This window comes from Spiroplasma endosymbiont of Villa modesta (assembly GCF_964030925.1).
Classification (GTDB): domain Bacteria; phylum Bacillota_I; class Bacilli_A; order Mycoplasmatales; family VBWQ01; genus Spiroplasma_E.
Window position 1 is genome coordinate 1,261,835 of the sequence record NZ_OZ034992.1, and the last position, 15,291, is coordinate 1,277,125.

Annotated in this window: 18 protein-coding genes; 5 read left to right on the forward strand and 13 right to left on the reverse strand. The window is 24.2% G+C overall.

Features of this window, described 5'->3' with window-relative positions; translation table 4 throughout:
* Positions 1-38 precede the first annotated feature (38 nt).
* The 5 genes from AAHM89_RS08110 to AAHM89_RS08130 form a co-directional block, all read right to left on the reverse strand.
* A complete protein-coding gene (locus tag AAHM89_RS08110) occupies positions 39-296 on the reverse strand; it encodes a hypothetical protein (RefSeq protein ID WP_342266020.1) in 258 nt (85 codons plus the stop codon).
* Between the two features lie 105 nt (positions 297-401).
* On the reverse strand, positions 402-2,213 hold the full coding sequence (locus tag AAHM89_RS08115; RefSeq protein WP_342266021.1) for a PTS transporter subunit EIIC: 1,812 nt from the start codon (positions 2,211-2,213) through the stop codon (positions 402-404).
* Positions 2,214-2,651: 438 nt separating this feature from the next.
* Positions 2,652-3,983 (reverse strand): ribosome biogenesis GTPase Der, encoded by a 1,332-nt coding sequence (gene der / locus AAHM89_RS08120; RefSeq protein WP_342266022.1) that lies wholly within the window; start codon positions 3,981-3,983, stop codon positions 2,652-2,654.
* A gap of 27 nt (positions 3,984-4,010) precedes the next feature.
* On the reverse strand, positions 4,011-4,682 hold the full coding sequence (cmk, locus tag AAHM89_RS08125; protein WP_252320710.1) for a (d)CMP kinase: 672 nt from the start codon (positions 4,680-4,682) through the stop codon (positions 4,011-4,013).
* Between the two features lie 16 nt (positions 4,683-4,698).
* The gene (locus AAHM89_RS08130; protein WP_342266023.1) at positions 4,699-5,355 is read right to left on the reverse strand and encodes a hypothetical protein; all 657 of its coding nucleotides are present in this window, start codon (positions 5,353-5,355) and stop codon (positions 4,699-4,701) included.
* A 439-nt stretch (positions 5,356-5,794) separates the two neighbouring features.
* Between AAHM89_RS08130 and AAHM89_RS08135 the strand changes: the two genes are divergently transcribed.
* The 5 genes from AAHM89_RS08135 (at position 5,795) to AAHM89_RS08155 (ending at position 7,513) form a co-directional block, all read left to right on the forward strand.
* Positions 5,795-6,355, forward strand: a complete 561-nt coding sequence (locus AAHM89_RS08135; protein ID WP_342266024.1) for a hypothetical protein — start codon at positions 5,795-5,797, stop codon at positions 6,353-6,355.
* A gap of 117 nt (positions 6,356-6,472) precedes the next feature.
* Positions 6,473-6,619: a hypothetical protein gene (locus AAHM89_RS08140; RefSeq protein ID WP_342266025.1), complete on the forward strand. Its 147-nt coding sequence runs from the start codon at positions 6,473-6,475 to the stop codon at positions 6,617-6,619.
* Positions 6,620-6,659: 40 nt separating this feature from the next.
* A complete protein-coding gene (locus AAHM89_RS08145) occupies positions 6,660-6,809 on the forward strand; it encodes a hypothetical protein (protein WP_339047194.1) in 150 nt (49 codons plus the stop codon).
* Positions 6,810-6,866: 57 nt separating this feature from the next.
* Positions 6,867-7,082: a hypothetical protein gene (locus AAHM89_RS08150; protein ID WP_339047170.1), complete on the forward strand. Its 216-nt coding sequence runs from the start codon at positions 6,867-6,869 to the stop codon at positions 7,080-7,082.
* A gap of 23 nt (positions 7,083-7,105) precedes the next feature.
* The gene (locus AAHM89_RS08155; protein WP_339045908.1) at positions 7,106-7,513 is read left to right on the forward strand and encodes a transposase family protein; all 408 of its coding nucleotides are present in this window, start codon (positions 7,106-7,108) and stop codon (positions 7,511-7,513) included.
* Between the two features lie 201 nt (positions 7,514-7,714).
* Here the strand turns inward: AAHM89_RS08155 and AAHM89_RS08160 are convergent, their stop codons facing one another.
* From AAHM89_RS08160 to AAHM89_RS08195, 8 genes are all read right to left on the reverse strand, one after another.
* On the reverse strand, positions 7,715-8,236 hold the full coding sequence (locus tag AAHM89_RS08160) for a hypothetical protein (protein ID WP_342266026.1): 522 nt from the start codon (positions 8,234-8,236) through the stop codon (positions 7,715-7,717).
* Between the two features lie 598 nt (positions 8,237-8,834).
* Complete coding sequence (locus tag AAHM89_RS08165; RefSeq protein WP_342266027.1) at positions 8,835-9,389, reverse strand: hypothetical protein; 555 nt, start codon at positions 9,387-9,389, stop codon at positions 8,835-8,837.
* A gap of 152 nt (positions 9,390-9,541) precedes the next feature.
* Positions 9,542-10,348, reverse strand: coding sequence for an SDR family NAD(P)-dependent oxidoreductase (locus AAHM89_RS08170; RefSeq protein ID WP_252320132.1), 807 nt, complete (start codon positions 10,346-10,348; stop codon positions 9,542-9,544).
* Between the two features lie 23 nt (positions 10,349-10,371).
* Positions 10,372-11,013 carry a CDP-diacylglycerol--glycerol-3-phosphate 3-phosphatidyltransferase gene (pgsA, locus tag AAHM89_RS08175; protein WP_342266028.1) on the reverse strand — a complete coding sequence of 214 codons (642 nt, stop codon included), beginning with the start codon at positions 11,011-11,013 and terminating at the stop codon, positions 10,372-10,374.
* Between the two features lie 210 nt (positions 11,014-11,223).
* The gene (locus AAHM89_RS08180; protein ID WP_281749401.1) at positions 11,224-13,107 is read right to left on the reverse strand and encodes a VirD4-like conjugal transfer protein, CD1115 family; all 1,884 of its coding nucleotides are present in this window, start codon (positions 13,105-13,107) and stop codon (positions 11,224-11,226) included.
* Between the two features lie 45 nt (positions 13,108-13,152).
* Positions 13,153-13,281 carry a hypothetical protein gene (locus tag AAHM89_RS08185; RefSeq protein WP_255495888.1) on the reverse strand — a complete coding sequence of 43 codons (129 nt, stop codon included), beginning with the start codon at positions 13,279-13,281 and terminating at the stop codon, positions 13,153-13,155.
* Positions 13,282-13,315: 34 nt separating this feature from the next.
* Positions 13,316-14,674 (reverse strand): Mbov_0396 family ICE element transmembrane protein, encoded by a 1,359-nt coding sequence (locus AAHM89_RS08190; protein ID WP_342257287.1) that lies wholly within the window; start codon positions 14,672-14,674, stop codon positions 13,316-13,318.
* A 58-nt stretch (positions 14,675-14,732) separates the two neighbouring features.
* On the reverse strand, positions 14,733-15,032 hold the full coding sequence (locus AAHM89_RS08195) for a hypothetical protein (RefSeq protein WP_342266029.1): 300 nt from the start codon (positions 15,030-15,032) through the stop codon (positions 14,733-14,735).
* Between the last annotated feature and the right edge of the window lie 259 nt (positions 15,033-15,291).

Here is a 15,291-nt window from a genome sequence, read left to right on the forward strand (position 1 = left end):
AATAACACTAAATAGTTTTAAAACAATTTTATTGACAATTAATTAAATTTAATTACGGAATATGTCCATTGAAAAGAACTATGCAAATTTTTTTTAAACAATTGACTATCAAATTTTTCATCTTCTTGGTGATAATATTTGGCAATATTACTAATAGAACTATCAATAGCATTATATTCTGCACAAGTTATATAGATAATATTAAGCGCAGTAATAAGGTCTTCTTTAGTTAATGTTGGTACTTGTGATTTTATTTTTTGTAAAATGTTAGTAATTAAATGTTTACCTACTCCCATTATTTTTACTCCTATCTTTTTTAATCAATTAAAAGCTCATATAACCATTTAATGGCTATATGAGCTTTAGTAGATTTAATATTATATTGTAATAATCACTTTTAATTATAGATTAACTTTAGTTTTAATATTCAAAGTTGCTGAATTTTGTAACTGTGTCTTTATTGCATTGGCTACATGTTCAACATCGGTACCAATAACAATTTGCAAAGCTTCTTTATTCAAAATTTTAGTACCAAATGCTCCTGCGGCCTTAACTTTTGCCAAATTAACACGTGTTGTATCTTTAACAATCAAACGTAACCTAGTAGCACAATTATCAATTTCAACAAAATTATCTGCACCAATTGCTTCAATTAATTTTGTTGCCATTAATGTATATTTATCACTTTTAAGATTTTTATTGCTTAACTCTGATTTTGTTGTTACTTTATTTTCTTCAACACCAAAATCTTCTTCTCTTCCTGGTGTTTCAATATTCATTTTAGTAATTAATGTATAAAATACAATAAAATAAACTCCACCAGCAGCCACAATTAATAATAATACTCATAGTGGATTTGAAGTAATATGATAAGCACCTGTAGCATGATTAGCAAATCCTCATGATTGAGCAAAAGAAATGCAATAGTCAATAATTCCAGCACTAAAACCAAAACCAACTTGGATATGCAATGCTGTCGTTATTGCAATAAATATCCCTGTTAATAAGGCATGAATTACTAATAATAATGGAGCAATAAATACAAATGAAAATTCAATTGGTTCAGTGATTCCACTAATAAAAGAAACTAAAGCAACTCCTCCTAAAAATCCTGATACCATTTTTCTATTTTCTTTTTTAGCTGCCATAATCATAGCTAAGGCAGCAGCGGGAATACCACCCATCATAATAGGAAAGAAACCTGATTGAAAAAATCCAGATCCTTCAATACCTCTAGTAAAAGCATTAATGTCTCCATTTACTCATTCCGTTGTTCCAGATGCAGCACCTGTAATTGGAGATATTATCTGACCATTAATTGGTAATTGAAATCAAAAAAAAGTATTTAAGATTTGATGTAATCCAAAAGGTAATAATAAACGATTTAATATTCCATAAACTGCTGTTCCTGGAATAGCAACTGCTGGATTATTTGGATTAGCAACTAATTGACCAAATTTCATTAATACTAATTGAATTCATGGTCAAACAATAGCAAATGCTAAAGCAGTGGGAATAGTTATTGCTAAAACTACCATTGGTGCAAATCTTCTACCACCAAAGAATGATAATGCTTGAGGAAGTTTAATTTCTTTATATTTATTATATAAAACTGCAGATAAACACCCCGCTACAATTCCACCAAAAACACCAATGTTTAATACATAAATACCACCAATGATAGTTTTACCATCTGTTCCAAATTCTTCTACATAAAATAATGACGAAAATTTTTCACCTTTACTTGATGTAAAAGTTAAAACATTTTTATATAACATTTCTGGTAATGAATGTTCAATTGACGTCATTGCAGATATTGCCAAATAAAATACTGCTCCAACTAATGCAGCTTCACCACGATGATCTTTAGCTAAACCAAATGCTAAACCTAAAGCAAATAATAATGGTAAATTATCAAATACTATTTTTCCTGGTTGTTGAATAATATATGAAATTCAATAACCCACTTCATTAGTAACATGCATAACACCAGCATCAGTTGTAGTAGTAAATGTAAGCCCTAATGCTCCAAATCTGTTTAAAATAGCAGCGAATGGTAATACTGCAATTGGAAATTGTAATGCTTTACCTAAGTCTTGTAAAAATTTTAAAACATTATTTCAAGGACTTTTTTCTTTTGAGGTTTTTAATTCAATATTACTATTTTTTGTTTGATTTTTCTCTTTATGTTTTTTTCAGAAAACTAAACCCATATTTTAACCCCTTCCTAAAACTTTTTCTTAATTTTTCAAAATTAAAACATTGAACTTATTGAAACTGATAATAGCACAATGGCACCAACTGTTGCACAAAACATTAAAAATATATAAAGAGCTTTATTTCAAAAATGAAAAACTTGATATGTAACTTTTTTTGGTTTAAATAAAAATTGCTCGTTAATCAAGCTCCTTTCTTTACGTAATTTTCTTTTAAATAAAAAAAACACAAGAAAAATAATACCAATACAAATCAAACCAATGATAAACATTATTCACATTGCCGATGTTGATAAACTTTTATTGTGCGACTCTAATGTTAAAAAATTTAGCATAATCATTTACACTTTCTAATCATTAGTTTTTTATCTTAATAAATATTATTATACAATAAATTTTTCTTAAATAAATATAATCACAAAATTTTACACTTTTTTATTGTTTATTATACAATGACTTACGCATTCTAAATCTTAATTTAATTGGTACACCCTGAAAACCAAATCGTTCACGAATTTGATTAATTAAAAAACGTTCATAAGAAAAATGACATCGTTGTGGATCATTTACCATTAAAATAAAAGTAGGCGGATTTTTTTCAACCTGTGTTGTATAATATATCTTTAATCTACCACCTTTAAAGTAGGGCGACTCATTAATTAATTGAGCTTTATTAATTATTTCATTAAGAATACTTGTTTTAATTCTTAAATTCATATTAACTAATACTTCATTAATAGTAGCAAATAAAGTATGAATTCTAGTATTTTCTAAAGCAGATAAATATACAACAAAAGAATACTCAAGGTATTTAAATTTTTCTTTTATTTTTTTAGTAAACTCTTGCATTGTTTTTTCATTTTTTTTAACTAAATCTCATTTATTAACAATAATAATAACTGGCTTATCTAAATTTTTTGCCATTCCTGCTATTGTTAAATCTTGTTCTTGAATTTCAACACTACCATCTAATAAAAACAAAACAATATCACTACGTTCAATAGCATTAGTAGTTCTAATTAAACTATATTTTTCTAAATCTTCAGTAATTTTTCCTTTTCTACGAATTCCAGCAGTATCAATAACACAATATTGTTTTTTATTATAAACAAAATTACTATCAATAGCATCAGTTGTTGTTCCTGCTATTGGTGAAACAATAACTCTATTCTCTTGAAGAATAGTATTAACTAAACTTGATTTACCAACATTGGGACGACCAATAATTGCTAAATTAATATGTTCTTTCTTTTCTGTATGAACCTCTTTTGGTAACTTAGTAATTATCATATCTAATAAATCACCAAAACCAACACCATGACTAGCAGACACTAAAATTGGTTCGCCAAAGCCAACTTTTAAATAATCATAAATTTTATCATTATCGTTTTGAACATTATCATATTTATTTGCAATAATAATAACCGGTTTCTTAGTTCTGTATAATAATTTAGCAATATCTTCATCTTCGTGAGTTAGACCTTCTTGATAAGAACAAACAAATAAAACAATATCAGCCTCAGCTAAAGCAATATTAACTTGTTGATTGATTTGTTGAGTAAAATTAGTAATCGTTTTAGTAATACCACCCGTATCAATAATCACAAAATTTTGTGTTAATCATTCACCAATGCCATAAATTCGATCTCTAGTTGCTCCAGGCATATCTTCAATTATTGCTACTTTTTTTTGTAATATACGATTAAAAATTGAAGATTTACCAACATTAGGACGTCCTACAATTACTACTTTTGGTAACTTATTCATTTTATTCAAATCCTTATATTTAAAATATTATTTTTTATGACTAAAGTAATTATCATATAAAACTTTTAATTTATCAACGGTCGTTTGTAAATTATAATCACTATTATCTAAAATAACTGCATCTTCAACAATTACTAGTTGACCAGTGCTACGAGTTTTATCAACATTATCACGAATTACCATATCGTTATATACTTGTTCTTGTGTAATATTAATACCCTCTTTAATATACTGTTTATATCTTCTTTCACTACGAGCGTGTAAACTAGAAGTTAAAAAAATCTTTAATTGAGCATCAGGTAAAACAACACTACTAATATCTCTGCCAACGACAATAAAGCCTTGACTTCTAACCATTTCTTGAATTCTAGCAACCATAACTTTTCTAACTTCAGATAACGAAGCAATTATTGGTACTTTACTAGTAACATTTTTATCATAAATTTCTTCTGTTGGTGGTTGATCATTAAATAAAAAATGACCATTAACTCATCTTATATCAAAAAGTTGTAATGCTGCAAGTATTAAATCTTCACTTTCAAAAGCAATTTTGTTTTTTAAACAATAATTAGTAAAGCTACGATACATAATTCCTGTATCCATAAATTGATAATCAATTTTTTTAGAAAGTAAATATGCTGCTGCTGATTTACCACTAGCTGCTGGACCATCTATTGCAATATTAATCTTTGGGTACATTGTTTTTCTCCATTCTCTACTTAATAAATAATATTAATGATAATACTAACACGACTATTAAAATTAAACAAATAATGATAATACTAAATACTGTTAAACTTCACTTATAGTTATTCTTAATTTTAACTTTTTGTAATTCATCTTGAAAATTATTATGTTCTTGATTAATTTCTTTTAGTTCTTTATTAAGATCACTATTATTTATTTTATACTTTTTATATTTAAATTCTAAATTTTTAACAAAATTTTTGACATCATGAATTTTACTTTCTAAGTCTTTTTGAAATTCATTTATTTTATTATGCATACTATTAATTAACGTTTGATATTCCAAGTTAGTACTTATTAATGGCACATCAACTATTTCAAAATCAATATTTTCGCTATATTTTTTTAAAATATTATTAATATTTTCTAACATATTTTCCAATATTAATTTATCATTATTATCTAAATGTTGTTCATTATTTTTAATAAAATAATTTTCAAAATTAACTAAATTTAAATCAGAATTTAATTTTTGAAAAATTGGTTCAAAATATGATTTATCAATTTTTATTAGTTGCTGATAATAATTTTCTATTTTTTGTTCTTGTTCTCAAAGCTTACTATTTTCTTTAATTTCTTTAGCAATTTGTTCACGTAAACTTTTATACTTTTCCATTCTTGTCATTAAAGCACCCACAAATTAATATTTAAAAAATTCCAATATTTATTTATTTTTAATAGTAATGATAATTTTCTTGATTATAACATAAATATATAAAATCATTATAATATACAAATTTAACTATTGATAATATTGATAATATTTTAAAAAATAATTGTTTTTACTTAGTTTTCTTTTAAACATTATTAAAAATAAAATATTAGAAAAATTTATATTTTTATGCAGGTATTATTTTTTTATTGTATATTCTTTTTTTCAATTATAGACTTAAATTAAGATTTACAAAAAATATTTTTATCTAATATCACTTTCACATTATTATAAATATCTTGCTATTATCGATATTAAAAATAAAAATATATTACATTAAGTAAATCTTAATTCTAAAAATAAACTAAAACTAAAAATCAAAATTTATTTTAGTAACAAAGGAGAATAAAATATGCAAAAAACTACATTTACTTTAGGACATTTAAAAATTGAACATACAACTACTACTGGAAATGCTGATAGTAGTAATATTAATGTACTAGATAACGTTGATCCTATTAGTGTGCAAGCTAACTTAAACAGTATGGTTCCATATATTAACCAAATATTAGAAGCTTTACCAGCTACAGAAAAAGTTGCGTTTTTAAAAGATGAACAATATCCAGATGGAACATTCATATTAGTAACAAGTGCTGGTATAACACCAATTGTACCACAATATTTACTTACTAGACTTCAAGAAACAGGTCCAAAAGCATATATATTAGCACAAGGTCAACAATGAGGATGATCAATTGCTAATAAAACAGATGTTTCTATTAACGATTTAGAAAATCAATTTGAAAAACATACAAAAGAATGTTTAAATGCATATATAGCTTCAGGAGATGCACTAGACTATAAAATGGATTTTATTTACAAAGTTGTAGCAACCGTACCTAATGCACCACAAGTAACTGCTAGTTCATCAGTTAAATTCCACTTTACTGTTAAAGCAGTTAAAAAAGCGTAATTAAATAATTTTAGTAATTCATAAAATATAATATTTTTTATATTTTCTTAGTACCTAGGTCAATTTAGTATTACTAAATAACCTAGGTTATATTATTAAATAAAAGGAGAAACACTAATGAACAATAAAAATATCAATGAAAAAATCAAAATTATAATGAAAACAAAAATAACCAATAACGAAGAAAAAAAAGAAAATCAAAAGACATATTCCGTAATTATTTTTTTGAAAAATCAAGTAATAATTTTAAAATTTATTTTATAATTTTGTTATTAACAATAAATTTAGAAAAGTGTTGATAAAAATGATTTTTGAAAATTTAAAAAAATTAAAAAATGAAGAATTTTACAGATATTTTGGTATAAAACGTTTTCATTTTAATGAAATGTTAGAAAAATTAATTGAAATAGAAAAATTAGAAAAAATAAAGGTCGAAAAAATAAACTTTCAGTAGAAGAAAGATTAATGATGACTTTATTATACTGAAAAGAATATTATACTTTTTTTTCAAATGAGTATTAAATCTAAAATGAGCCCATCAAGTTGTTTTCGAAATATTACTTGAGTAGAAAATAAACTTAGTAACCACAAAGATTACCAATTTTTAAAAGAAAGATATAAATTAAAAATTGATAAAAAACAAGAAAATTCAAATGAATTTCAATTTTATTTAATTGATTCAACTGAGATTGAAATTGAAAGACCAACTAAAAAAAACTACAGTTAGAATATTTTTCTGGTAAAAGTTGAATGTATTCTATAAAATTTCAAATTGTATATGATTTTTTTAATAAAAAAATTGTTGATATTTTTGCTGATAATGGTAAAGTGCATGATTTTCAAATATTAAAAAATTCAAATCTTGAATTTTCAGAAAAAACAATAATTATTGGTGATTTAGGATATCAAGGTATACAAAATATTTATAAAAATACAATAATACCAATTAAAAGAACTAAAAATAAAAAATTAACTAAACAAGAAAGAAAATACAATAAGATTGTATCTAAAATTAGAATTAAAGTTGAACATGTCTTTGCTTGATTGAAAAGATTCAAAATTTTAGTAAATAAATGTAGAAAATCTAAATTTAGACTTATGTACTTAAGATTTAACTTACTTTGTGAAATTTTTAATAAAATAAAACCATTAAAATAAAAAAAATATTAAAAATATTTTTTTAAAATTTAAATTTTTATCGAGTTAATATAAAAATATTATTAACAATTTTTTGTTTAAAATGTAAACTCATTTTTTAAACTATTTTTTCAAAAAATATTTATTTCTATATTCAATAACACTAAATAGTTTTAAAACAATTTTATTGACAATTAATTAAATTTAATTACGGAATATGTCCTAAGTATTGTCACTATAACTTACAATTTTATTATTTAAATTTAAATTTTTATTAATACCAATATTGGCAATTGTATTAAGACTTGATATTGGTAATGTTTTTACTCTAAAAGATAAATCATAAATTTCAGTTTCATTTAAGACACGAAGTTCTCCGTTGATTAAGTATTCATCACCAATTCTAAAGTTTTTAATTCAAGTTGCACGATTAAGATCAGCATAACTAATATCTTCCTCGCGAAAACTTAAAATAGAATTATTATTAGATTTTTTCAATTTAATAATAGATAAGTTATCACCTAATAAGCCTAGGCTTTGCTCATGTTGTTCAATTGAATTTCTAATAATAGGAATTATTAAACATTTTTGATCAGGAGTTTGTGTTCAAATGATAACTGTTTCAAGTTTGCAACCATTACAATATTGATAATTACAATTTATATTTTCACATCTAGTTTCGTTAGTTGTTTTTGTTAATGGCACATTAGCAAAATAAATGCCACAATTTATAATATTCTGCATTTAATAAACCTCATTTTCTAAAGTTTTAATAATACTTTTACTATAAACAAACTTAATTACCATAAAAGAGTAAATTTGACCTTAAACTTAATACTTTTAAATTATAATGATATAAATTTTAAAATGTTTTTAATTATTAGTCTGTATAAATTTTGGTTTAAGGGTAAGTGGGAATATTAATTTATGAAATTGGAATAGATATTAAATTGAGTTTTTAAACTAAATTAAAGACTCATATCAATAAATTAAAATACAAAACCCTTACATGAAAATTACTCATATAAGGGCATAAAGCCAAATTTACAATTTTAAATTAATTAAACTGATGTTTTGTCCTAAAGTTTTAGGACAAATATAATAATAACAAATTTAAACCAAATTACAATAGAATCTCATACTGTATATAATATATTTTGATTAATCATTATTATAAATTATTATTAATGCTTTAATTAATTTTATAATATAAATATTATTTATTTTATTATAATTATTTTATTTTAAAAAACAAAAAAATAAATAAAAGCAGTACTTAAATACTACTTTTATAATATAATTTCTCTAATTAAGTTAAAAAAATAATATTTTAAACTATAAATTAAAATTCATGCAAATTTAACTTTAAACTAGTAGTAAAATAACCTCTCACAAACTGAGTATCTTTTTCATTATTTGCTGTAACCGTTTCAACACTAACAAATTTAAAAATAAATGCTTTTTGATTTCAATCATAATCGTAACTAACTGTTTGCTGAACTTTATTCATATTTCCTTCATGTGAAATACTATTATCAATAAACTTTGTATCACTAGATACAATAACTGAATTCTTACTTTGATCATTATAATAATAATCTTTTCCATTTATATGAAAATCGACATGACTTTTTATATCAGTTAATTCTATATATTTTAATTTTGAAGGATCACTAAAAAGAACAATAACATTTTTTTCAAAAGTTTTAACTGTAGTTTCTCCATTATCAGCAAAAATAGGGTATTCAACAATATCAATTGGTTGTATTACATCATGTAAATTATCAACATTTATTAAATTGTAATTTTTTACATATGAATTTAATATCGAAGAAGTTGAAAATATTGATGCTGCTGATAATGCTATTGTTGTTAACATTGATAAATATTTTTTCATAAATAACACCTCTTTTTTAATAACTTTTTAAAATCTTAAGAAGTTGGATACATCATAAACCTTTCTTTTAAAGAAAACAATTAAAAAACATTTATAATAAATAAATGTTTTTTAATAATTTTTAGGATTAAAATAAAAAATGAAATTCATTATTAGCGATTTTTTTGATAATTATATACTAACTTAAGTACTGTTTTTAAAGGTAATATTCTAATAATAGTTCTTGTAATTTTATTAGAAATTCCTGTAATAATAAAACTTTTTCTTTTTGTTTTTAAGGCTGTTTGTAAAGACTTTTTAGCATAAGTTTCAGTATCTAAAACTGGTAATAATGAACTATAATGTTCTTTATTTCCTTTACCATTACTACTACGATTTCAAAATTCAGTTTTTAATGGACCTGGACAAATTGTAATTACTCTTACTTTACTTTTTGCTCTTTTTAATTCATAATTAACTGCAACACCTAAACTTCAAACATATGATTTAGAAGCATAATAACTAGCAAAAACAGGACCTGGACTAAAAGCTGCCATACTTCCAATATTAATAACACGACCATAATTATTTTTACTAAAACGTTGAACAAATAACTTTGTTAAAATATGTAAACAAGAAATATTTAAATTAATCATATTTAATTCTTGTTCTAACATACTATCTGCAAATGTTCCTCAAACACCATAACCAGCATTATTAATAACTACTGTTACATTTAATTCTTTTGATAACTCAAATAATTTATAAATATTTTTTAAATCAGATAAATCTAAATCATAATTTTTAACTTGTAAGTGTGGATACTTATCTGCTAATTCTAATATTTTTTTACTATCACGTGATACCCCTAATACGTGATAACCTTGTGCTAATAATGCTTGACAGTAATAATATCCCAATCCTTTAGACGCTCCTGTAACTACTGCTCACTGATTCAAAACAATTACTTTATTTATCATTTATATTAATACTCCTTTTATTTTTAGATATTAAACATTTTTTTACTATTTGAACTAATATAATTATAAGCACTAAAAATACTTAATACTGTAGCAACGTACATTGGTATCATTACTAATTGATTAATTAAACCATATTGATTATTATTACTATGACCATTAACACTACCATTTAAAAATCGTCAATTAATAAAAAATAAAATTGTAATTCCTAACATTTGTAATGCTGCCTTTATTCTACCATATTTATCAGCAGCCATTACTGTACCTTTAGTAGCCAAAATTTGACGAACTACATCAATAATAAAATCACGTAATACCAAAATAATTACCATTCAAACCGGAATTATAGTAGCACATGCCATTACAATTAAAACACCATTAGTTAAAAGTTTATCTGCAATTGAATCAAAAAATTTACCAAAAGTTGTTACCTGATTAAATTTTCTTGCTCATCATCCATCAATAAAATCACTAATGGCAGCAATAATAAATAAAATTGCTGCTATTAACCAACTAATCGGTAAACTATAACTATTAATATTAATACTTGTTATTCAAAGATGATAAAAATTATCATTATCTATTGGACCGATAATCATTAAACTAACAATAATTGGGACTAATATTAATCTTATTAAAGAAATAATATTGGGAACATTCATATTTAAAATCCTTTCATATAAGTTTATTTATAATATTTAACATTATTATGTACTTACCTTTTTTAACATAATTTATAAAAAGTAAAACTTATATTTTTGATCTATTCATGAAATAAGTATATCGTTATTTTCTATATCTATCAATAATATACATTTATATATTAAAATAAATATTCTTTTATATACAATTTCTTAACTATTGTTTATTTTTTATTTTTCTGATTTTTCTCTTTCGGCAGCAGCTTGTGGATTTTTTCTTTTCTCAATATAATAGAATAAACCAATATAACTTAAATAATAATCTTTATTAAAATCAATTAAACGTGAAGCATTTGTAACAGTTGCTTGTCCTGCTGGTTTACTTCCTCATTCATAAAACGGAATTAAACGTGTTTTTGCTGGATTATGTTTTGCTAAAAAAATAACAGCAGTATCAAAATCTAATTTCATTAACTCACTACCTGTAATTAATTTTTTACCTTGTAATGATGAATTAATATTATCAGCTTTTTTATCTTTATTACCAGAATGGCTATAATTAATAATTGTTTTTTCACCGAACATATCTGAATATTTATTAGCAGTTTGTAAATCCATAGTTTGCAAAAAAGTATGCAAAATACAGTTATTAAAAATAGTTTCTGCTGTTTCTTTACCATATTTTTGTGTTAATTGTTGTAAATCTTGCATAATCATCATGAAAAAAATATTACGACTTCGTGCAACAGTAATCATTTGTGCCATACTAGCAATCGTTGGTATATTACCAAACTCATCAAATAAAAAGTATAAAGGACGTGGTAATTTAATATCAGGTAAAGTACTTGCATAACGAATTGTATTTTTATATAACTGTGCAATAAACATTGATACAAAAGCATTACGTTCATTACTTTCATCAGGAACAACTAAGAAAACAGCACTTGGTTTTTTTACAATTTCATCTAAATTTATATCATTACTACAACTAATATTTCGCGTCACTGGATCAGTAAATAAACGTAATCCATTAGCAACCATTTGACTAATTGATCCCGCAGTTTCTTCAGCACCTTCTAATGCACCTAAACCAATTTGACGAGCTAAACTATGAGTTGGCATTTTTTTTAGAATTTCAACATATCGTTGACGATTAGTAGCAACAATAGCAGCATTTGACATACTAAAGTATTTTAAAGGAACATCAGGTTGATCTTCAAGTTGTTCTAGCATAAATAACATAATTGATTTGACAACTTGCATCGCTGATTGATTTCAAAATTTTTGTTTTGGATCTGATTCAGGAAATAAAGCTTCAACAATATCATTAATTCATGATAATGCCATTGATTCATAAGTAATTGATTCATTTAAAGGATTATTTTCTTTTTTTAAACGCATTGATTCTACATAAAAATCATATACTTTAACAAAAGGATTTCATGAATTAGATACTGATGTATCACGTAAATTAATAACATAAACATCGTAACCATTATCTTTTAATATTTTAGAATGATTTTGAAATAATTCTCCTTTTGGGTCAGTAATAACCATTGATGGTTTAATTTTCGATTGGGCATTTAAATATATAGTTGGAATAACTAATTTTTGAGTTTTACCACTTCCTGTTCCCCCAATTACAATATTATGAGCATCAGACTTAATATTAAATTGGACACCACCAATTTTAGTCTTTGTTGTTTGAACAACAATACCGTAATCATTTTCAACAGTTTTTGATAAAGGAAAGGTATTAGCAATTTCAGTGGGTGTTAATCAAGCAGCAGATCCATACACTTTATTTTTTGAATCACGTAAAAAGCGACTTTTATTATGAGTTTCACGATAAATTTTATATTTATGAATCATAAAGTAAGATAATAAAACTGAAAATTCAATAAGAAATAGAATTAAAAATATTAATCAATAATTAATAACATCCTGTATTAAAAATTTAAGTGTAAATGGTTGTTGATTATCTCCACTATGAGAAAACATGTTACGAACAAAGACTAAAGCATAAACTAATAAAGTATTTATTAATACTAAAAAGGGTATAACAATTATAATTACTGCTGGTAGTACTCATTTTTTTTGACGAATAAATTTCATTTTTATGTTCCTTTATTTTTTATATATTTTATAATAATTTATATTTTACCCATATTGGGAAATAACACCAGCAATACCTGATATTATTAATAATAAAATACCAATAGTTACATTACGTCTTCAACGATAACTTTTTTTCTTTTTAAATTCATTTTTTGTTTTTTTAAATTTCATGATTATTTCTCCAAGATTTTAATATTTTACTTTTTTATTCATCAGGATCTCCTCTTCTTGCATTCTTTCTAGTGTTATTTAAATTTACAAAAGGTTCAACAAAAGCACCCTTAGCCATATTATTTAATCCAACAAAAGGGCTTTTTAAATTATTTTTTGTATCTTGTCATTTAGTACCTTGATCATGAGAATTTTGAAATTTACCAATTCCTTTAGCAACTCCTTTAGTACCTTTACCTAAATAACCTGTTATACCATTTTTTAATAGTCCATTTGCTTTCTTTTGACTACCATCAGGATTTCTTCCATCTTTAGCACCACCAAATGCAATTTGTTTCCCAAGTTTTAATGCACCAGCACCACCTGCTGCAAGGCTAGCAAAAGTCCGAGCTTTACCCATAATATTTCCAGCAATAGCTGCTCCATTAGAATCAATAGCACTTTGTACACCTAAGTTTTGTGTTACTAAGTGATTAATAATTTTTTGAGTTCTTAAACAACTAATAGCACCGGCTGTACAAAATAACGTATATAAAACTTGTTTTTCAAGTCAACTAAAATTAGTATTATTAGTAATATCTAATATTGCCTTTGGTAATATTTGAAGGAAGATATAAATAGGTAACATCGTTCCTGGACCAATAATAAACTTACCTATTACCATTTCTTTTCAAACACCCAATCTTTTTCCTTGATCAACAGGCATCATAGAAGCAACAATTGGTGATATTGAAAATAAAAGTAATAAATCAATAATTCTTTCAACCAATGTCATTGATGCAACAAATAATACATATAAAGTAAATCACACCGCAATAATTTCAAGAATAAAGTTTCAATGTTTTAATTGAGAAATAGGTGGCATTGAATAAACACCAGGATCATGCTGAGCAGCATTAGCATCCGGAGCACCAATACCTCATAATAAATCAGCTAAACTAGCATTTTTTCCTAAAGCTGTAATTTGTAAAACTGCCAATAATCCTGTTATTAAATAATTTATAGTACTCATAAAAAATGGAATGAAAACAATTACTAAAAAAGCTAAAAATGTATTTTTTATAGCTTTACCTAATTTTTCTCTAATTGTATGTGTTTCAGTAAATTGAATAATAATTAATTGCATAATAAACATAATAAGTATTACGCCAATTGAAACAATTGCTAATGCTGAAAAAAATACTGGTAAATTTTTACTATTAAGTGGATCTTTAGTAAAATCTCCAAAAACTAAATTAGTTATCGCATCAGTTGTTAAATAATCAAATATGCCGCCATGACCATGATTAGGTGATCTCAATAAAATATCAATTAAATATAATGGTCCTTGAATGAAAATAAGTCAAGGTATAAATAATAAAGCTCCTAGTATAATATCTGTTAGTCAATCCATATTTTCATCTCTTTTCTCTTCATAACTTAATATTAAGTTAATATATAACTTTCTTTAGTTAGCTAGGAAGAATATTTGGATTACCATCAAAAGCTTGCACAAGAGCAATTATTATTGCTGATGCAGTAATGCCAATAATTGGTGCAATTAATGTATACATAAACGCTTTTTTAATCTCACTTCTACGTTGTGGATCATCACCAGCGGCCGCTAAATCTTTTGCCAATATAATTATTTTAAAAACACTAAATGCAATTAAAGCAGCAATTAGCAATCCTGCAACTGCCGAAACATAAGGTTTTGCTACATCAATGATTTTATTTATATCAGGTCCATCTGATAGATAATTAAAAATCATAAGTTTTTCCTCCTTAAATAATAAAAAAATAAAATTATTTACTAATCAAAATTGTTTATAAAGCATGAATTTATCTAATAATATAATAAGCCCTATTTTACTCCTTAAAGAGATAAATTAGGACTTACAGTCAAATTCATATGTTATAAATAATGTTGATACACTTTAATTATAGTTGGTTTTAAAATAAAGTAAATAAAAATTTTCAATTTTATCAACTTATTTTTTATTGTTTTATAAAATTTTTTATTTAAATAAA